Here is a 6,163-nt window from a genome sequence, read left to right on the forward strand (position 1 = left end):
GTTGTCCTTGTCTTACGCATGAAAGTTGTTATGCCTGGGTGCCGGGACGCAAGACACCTCTCACCCAACGGAAGAAGGGCGTGGCTTGCAGTATCGAGAAAATCGCAATGGCGAACAGCACGACGGCGATGGGGCTGGTCAAGAAGATGGTGGGATTGCCTTGTCCAATCAGCATCGATTGCTGATAGCTGGTTTCCATTACCGGCCCCAAGATCAGACCGATCACCATTGGTGCTGGAGAGACGCCTGCTCTGTTCATCCAGTACCCGAAAAGGCCAAAGCCCAGCATCAAGCCCACTTCGAAGAAGCTGTTATTGATAGCGAAGGAGCCGATAACACAGAGCGTGATGATCGCGCATGCAACAAAGCTGTCCGGGACACGGGTCACACTGACGCACAAACGAGTGAACATCAGGCCCACGCCAAGCAGTGCGATGTTGGCAACGATCACGCCCCAGATCAGCGTATAGGTGACATCCCCATAATCGGTGAGCAGATTGGGGCCCGGCAAAATGCCCTGCACCATCAGCGCGCCCAATAGGATCGCAGTCGAGGAACTGCCCGGAATGCCCAGCGCGATGGTGGGTATCAGGGCACCCCCGACGACCGCGTTATTGGCTGCCTCCGGTGCCGCCACACCGGCGATATCTCCCTTGCCAAAGCGACTTTTGTCTTTCGCGAATCGCTTGGCTTCGTTGTAGGCAAACCAACTCGCCGTGTCCCCGCCCGTACCGGGTATGAGGCCGGTGATGATGCCAATACCCCCTGAGCGGAAGATGTTGGGCATCAGCTGACGGATCTCGGAAAGCTTCGGGATGAGTCTGTCGGTGATTTTGCTGGCCGTTTTCTGAGAACCTTTTGCGTTTTCAATCAACACCAGCGCCTGAGGAATCGAAAACAGGCCGATCAGGGCCACGGTGAACTCGATCCCCGAGAACAGATTGATATTACCGAACGTCATCCGTGGGGTCCCTGTGATCAGGTCCATGCCCACGGTGCTCACCAGAAGCCCCAGTGCACCGGAGAGCAAACCGCTGATCACCGACCCCTGGGATAGCGAGCCGATGATGGTGATACCAAGCACGGCGATAGCAAAAAGTTCAATTGGTCCAAACTTGAGTACCAACACCCCAAGCAAAGGGGCAGCAGTCAGCAAGGCAATACCGCTCATCAGGCCACCGACGAAGGAGGCGAATAATGAGATACCCAGTGCTTTACCCGCGTGCCCCTGCTGAGACAGTGGATAACCGTCAAGCACAGTGGCCGCCGCCGAGGGTGTCCCTGGAGTGCGCAGCAGGATGGCAGCGATGGACCCCCCGTAGGACGCCCCCACGTAGAGTGCAGCCAGCATGCTGAGACCGGTTGCCGGATCCATGCTGAACGTCAGGGGAAGCAGCAGCGCCAGGGCCATGGTTGCCGAAAGGCCTGGCATGGCACCGACAAACAGCCCAAGCAAGGTACCACCCAGTATCAGGGCGATATTGGTGAACGTTAAGACGTTGGTCAGGCCCACCAGAACGAGATTTTCCATACGATCAAGCTCCAGAAGCCGATCTCAGGCACTCTCCTCCAAGGCCACCAAAGGCGACGCCTGGACGATGGGTGCCTGAGAACGGATTAGGCTAGCAAGGGAGGCAGCAGCGGCACCGGCAGTCCCAGAAAGCCGATGAACACCAGGCAAACCACTGTGATAAGCAGCACGATGCCAATGGCGGCAAAGCGCCAGGTGACATGCCTGACAACCGACAAAGCGACCGCCATGAATGCTGCGGTGGCAAGCAAGTAGCCCACCGTCGAGAGGCTGACGAGATAGAGGATCGAGAGACCGAAGACCAGCATGGCCTTCCAGGGCTGGCGATGCTGAGTTGAGCTGGCATCGCCCTCTTCGTCAGGTACTGAAGAGGAAGACCCTACCTCTGCTGTCAAACGACGACGTCGACTGCCAATAACCTCCTGGCTAACCATCGCGGCTCCCAGCAGGGCCACCAAGACCGAGTAGATCATGGGCATGTTGGCGGCCTTCTGGGGATAGCCCATCGACGTGACGAAAAAGGTCACCGCCACGCCAATGGCAAAGACACCAAACACCAGACGACTGAGATTCATGCTACGTCCCCCATGACAATCATGATGACCCGCTGGCAGTCGGCCGTTTCACCCCTCGACCTCATCCTTAACTTCGTCCCAGATCACTTCGAACTGCCCTTCCATGTTCTCCATCATCTGGCCGTACTCGTCCCCTGTCAGAATCTCGAGGTTCATGGCACGCTCCTGCGCGGTTGCCTGAAACTCCTCGTTATCCTTCAGGGCTTCAAAAGCGGCGATCAGATCAGCACGCGCTTCATCGGGGATGCCGGCCGGCGCGCTATAGCCGCGTGAAGAACCTGCCACCACATCGATGTCCATCTCGACGAGCGTGGGAACGTCTGGCAGCACCCCAATGCGTTCTTGAGCGAAGACCGCCAGCGGGCGCAGGTCACCCGACTGAATGTGGCCATACACGTTGCCAAGGTTGTTGAAGCTGGCATCGATCTTGCCACCCAGCGCTGCAGTGGCCGAGGGACCATCGCCCTGGAACGGGACCTTCTGGAAGCTCAGACCTGTCGCCTTCTCAATCATGATGGTCGAGAAGAAGTCATCCCCGCCTACACCGGAGTTGCCGACAGTGAGCTCACCCGGACGCTCTTCGGCAGCAGCAAAGAAGTCTTCCACGGTCTGGTAGGGGCTGTCCTTGGGAACCACGATGATGCCTGGATCGGTCACCACGTTGGCGATCGGCGTCAGCTCTTCGATCGAGTAGTTTATTTCCTCGTTCATGATGTAGTTGGTCATCAGCATCGGCGTGTTGGTGATGCTGATGACGGTGCCGTCGTTGGGCGACTGCTTGGCCAGGCGGGTCCAGGCAATCCCTCCGGTGGCCCCCGGCAGGTACTCGTTGATGAATTCCACATCCAGGGATTCACGCAGGAAGGGCTGTGTCAGCTGTGCCAGGGCATCACTGCCACCACCGGCCTTGAAGCCTTGCAGGACCTTGATCTCGTCACCGGCGGAATACTCGGCATGTGCAGCCCCAGATGCCATCAGGGCTGACAGCAGGCTGGCGGCGAAAATTCTACGTTGTTGCATGGTGATCACCTCAAGTGCGGTTTGTCGTTGTGTAGCACGCTGGCATGCAAGCCTTGCTTGCCCGTTGCAACGTAGACGGCAATCAACAAGATTGTCAATAATCTTGTCAACCATGCTTTCAGCGCCTAGCCTTGCGTTCAGGAGCCATACCGGCGGCTACGTTCCCCATCGCCCACATACAAGGAGAAAGCGATGCGCCCGGATCAACACAACGACAGCAACGAGCACTCTCACGACGAGGCCTCTGATCAAGGCAAGACCACGCAAGGCATGTCTAACCGCCTGACCAACTACGGGGACTCGGCGTTTTCGCTGTTCCTGCGTAAGGCCTTCATCAAGGGCATGGGCTATACCGACGACGCCCTGTCCCGCCCGGTGATCGGCATCGCCAACACCTATAGCGGCTATAACGCTTGTCACGGCAACGTCCCGGGCCTGGTAGAAAGTGTGAAGCGCGGCGTGATGCTCGCTGGTGGCCTGCCGGTGGACTTCCCCACCATCACCCTCCACGAGTCATTCGCGCACCCCACCAGCATGTACCTGCGCAATCTTATGGCCCTCGACACCGAGGAGATGATTCGCGCCCAGCCCATGGATGCGGTTGTGCTGATCGGCGGGTGTGACAAGACGGTACCCGCGCAGTTGATGGCCGCGGCTAGCGCCGGCATTCCCGCCATCCAGGTAGTGACCGGACCCATGCTCTCTGGCTCCCACCGCGGCACGCGGGTCGGGGCCTGCACCGACTGCCGTCGTTACTGGGCCGCATATCGTGGCAAGGACATCGATGATCAGGAGATTAACGAGGTCAACGACAAACTGGTCCCCACCGTCGGTACCTGCTCAGTGATGGGAACGGCCAGCACCATGGCCTGCCTGGCCGAGACCCTTGGCATCATGCTGCCCAACAGCGCCACCGCACCGGCGGTCTATGCGGATCGTCAACGGATCGCCGAACAATCAGGGGCTCAGGCGGTTCAGCTAGCTCACGCGGGCGTGACGCCGCAACAAATCCTCACACCGGAAGCTTTCGAGAACGCACTGCGCGTGCTGCTTGCCCTCGGTGGGTCGACCAACGCCTTGATCCACACCACGGCCATCGCGGGTCGCCTGGGCATCGATATCGATCTAGCAGCCTTTGATCGTATGAGTCAGGAAACACCGGTCTTGGTAGACCTGAAACCATCGGGTGAGGGCTACATGGAGGACCTGCACCGCGCAGGTGGGCTCCCTACCCTCCTGCGTGAGCTCAAGCCGCTATTACATCTCGATGCCATGACGGTCAACGGACGCACCTTGGGAGAGAACATCGACAGCGCAGTGCATCTGATCGACCAAAAGATCGTGAGGCCCCGGCAAGCACCGATCTACGCGCAGGGTGGCATCGCCGTGTTGCGCGGGAACCTGGCACCTGCCGGCGCGATCATCAAACAGTCGGCGGCATCACCCGAACTGATGTCGCATCGAGGACGTGCTGTGGTATTCCACGGCCTCGAAGACCTGGCCAAACGCATCGATGATCCCGAGCTGGACGTGAACGCTGACGACGTCCTGGTGCTGAAGAACATCGGACCCAAGGGGGCGCCCGGCATGCCTGAAGCGGGTTACATCCCGATTCCCAAGAAGCTGGCCGCACAGGGCGTCAAGGACATGGTGCGTATTTCCGATGGCCGCATGAGTGGTACCGCTGCAGGCACCATCGTGCTGCATGTTTCACCTGAGTCCGCCGAAGGTGGCCCATTGGGGCTGGTCCAGGACGGCGACATGATCGCGCTGGATGTCGCCCGCAACGCGCTCAACCTGGAAGTCGAGGAGTTAGAGCTCGACCGGCGGCGGCAATCGAACCAAATGGCAGCGGATGAGACGCCCCTGCTTGGCTATCGGCGACTGTTCATGGAGCAGATCCTGCAGGCGGAGGAAGGCTGCGACTTCCGCGCTTGCCGCCCAGAACTCTCTGTCAGAGTCCCGCGTCAACATGAAGCCCAGGAGCGCGGCTGATACACTGGCCACGCCTCTTTAACGTTATTTCAGCTGAGGAAGCGACCATGAGCCGAAACCTCCAGCCGCTCACGCAACGCGACGATGAGGCAGCCTCCCCGTCCACGACCGTCAGCGTCGGTGACATTGTTGCCGCCGTGGAGGAAGACATTGTGCTTGGGCGCCTGCACCCGCGTGAGCGGCTGGTGGAAGAGGCCATGATGGAGCGCTTCGAGGGCAAGCGGCACATCATCCGCCAAGCGCTGTTCCAACTGGAGAGCATCGGGCTTTTGGAGCGCATCAAGAACCGTGGTGCCTTCGTGAAGAGCTACCCGCCCGAGGAAGTGGAACAGCTCTATGCCATGCGCGAGTTGCTCGAATTGGCAGCGGTGGATGCCTTACCGCTACCCGCACCCGCCGAGTGGCTGGAAAACCTGGAAAGGGTTCATCAGCAATACAGTGCCGCGGTGGATGCGCATGACCTCAGGCAGGTGTTCCATCTCAACATCGCCTTCCACCGCACGCTGTTCCGGGCCTGCGGCAATACGTTTCTCTACGCCACCATCAATGAGTTCGCGCAGAAGGCGCACGGGATACGTTTCATCGCCATCAGCGATCGTGACGCCCTCGCACAAGCTCAGCGTGAACACCAGGCCATGATCGACGCCATTCGCGCCGAGGACCGTGAGCATCTGGCAGAGCTCTGTCGGGAGCACCTGCTGCCCTCAAAGGAGCGCTACCTCAGTCTCTACCGACACTCTTTCGAATAAAAAGGAAAGGTGCGGGCTTCCGCCTGGAAAGCTGACACGTAGCCCGGATGTTGCACCGGGCCGGCCAGACGCTCCCAGATCTCAGGCTCGGTGAAGACATTGGCGCTACGGGCTTGAGATTGGCTATTTCTTGATCAATTTTCTGCGCTCAGGACGCACTGCCCCCAACCCCCATGTGTTTTCTGTGCCGGGGACAGCACGCCGCGGCGCTATCCCGGCACCAGCTTGCTGGCCAGCTTCAGGAAAAGGTCCTGCTCCGGGTACTGGCTGCTCAACATCAGCCGAATCGTGCG

Annotated in this window: 5 protein-coding genes; 2 read left to right on the top strand and 3 right to left on the bottom strand. The window is 59.5% G+C overall.

What is annotated here, in order from left to right; genetic code table 11:
- Positions 1-28 precede the first annotated feature (28 nt).
- From Q1K07_RS20480 to Q1K07_RS20490, 3 genes are all read right to left on the bottom strand, one after another.
- Positions 29-1,531, bottom strand: a complete 1,503-nt coding sequence (locus Q1K07_RS20480; RefSeq protein ID WP_300315552.1) for a tripartite tricarboxylate transporter permease — start codon at positions 1,529-1,531, stop codon at positions 29-31.
- 86 nt (positions 1,532-1,617) lie between these two features.
- Positions 1,618-2,106, bottom strand: coding sequence for a tripartite tricarboxylate transporter TctB family protein (locus tag Q1K07_RS20485; protein ID WP_300315555.1), 489 nt, complete (start codon positions 2,104-2,106; stop codon positions 1,618-1,620).
- Positions 2,107-2,154: 48 nt separating this feature from the next.
- On the bottom strand, positions 2,155-3,126 hold the full coding sequence (locus tag Q1K07_RS20490) for a tripartite tricarboxylate transporter substrate binding protein (protein WP_300315558.1): 972 nt from the start codon (positions 3,124-3,126) through the stop codon (positions 2,155-2,157).
- Positions 3,127-3,318: 192 nt separating this feature from the next.
- Between Q1K07_RS20490 and Q1K07_RS20495 the strand changes: the two genes are divergently transcribed.
- Positions 3,319-5,121, top strand: a complete 1,803-nt coding sequence (locus Q1K07_RS20495) for an IlvD/Edd family dehydratase (RefSeq protein ID WP_300315561.1) — start codon at positions 3,319-3,321, stop codon at positions 5,119-5,121.
- 47 nt (positions 5,122-5,168) lie between these two features.
- A complete protein-coding gene (locus Q1K07_RS20500; protein ID WP_300315564.1) occupies positions 5,169-5,870 on the top strand; it encodes a GntR family transcriptional regulator in 702 nt (233 codons plus the stop codon).
- Positions 5,871-6,163: the final 293 nt, after the last annotated feature.

The sequence above is a fragment of the Halomonas sp. genome, from assembly GCF_029263665.1.
In the GTDB taxonomy this organism is placed as follows: Bacteria; Pseudomonadota; Gammaproteobacteria; order Pseudomonadales; family Halomonadaceae; genus Halomonas.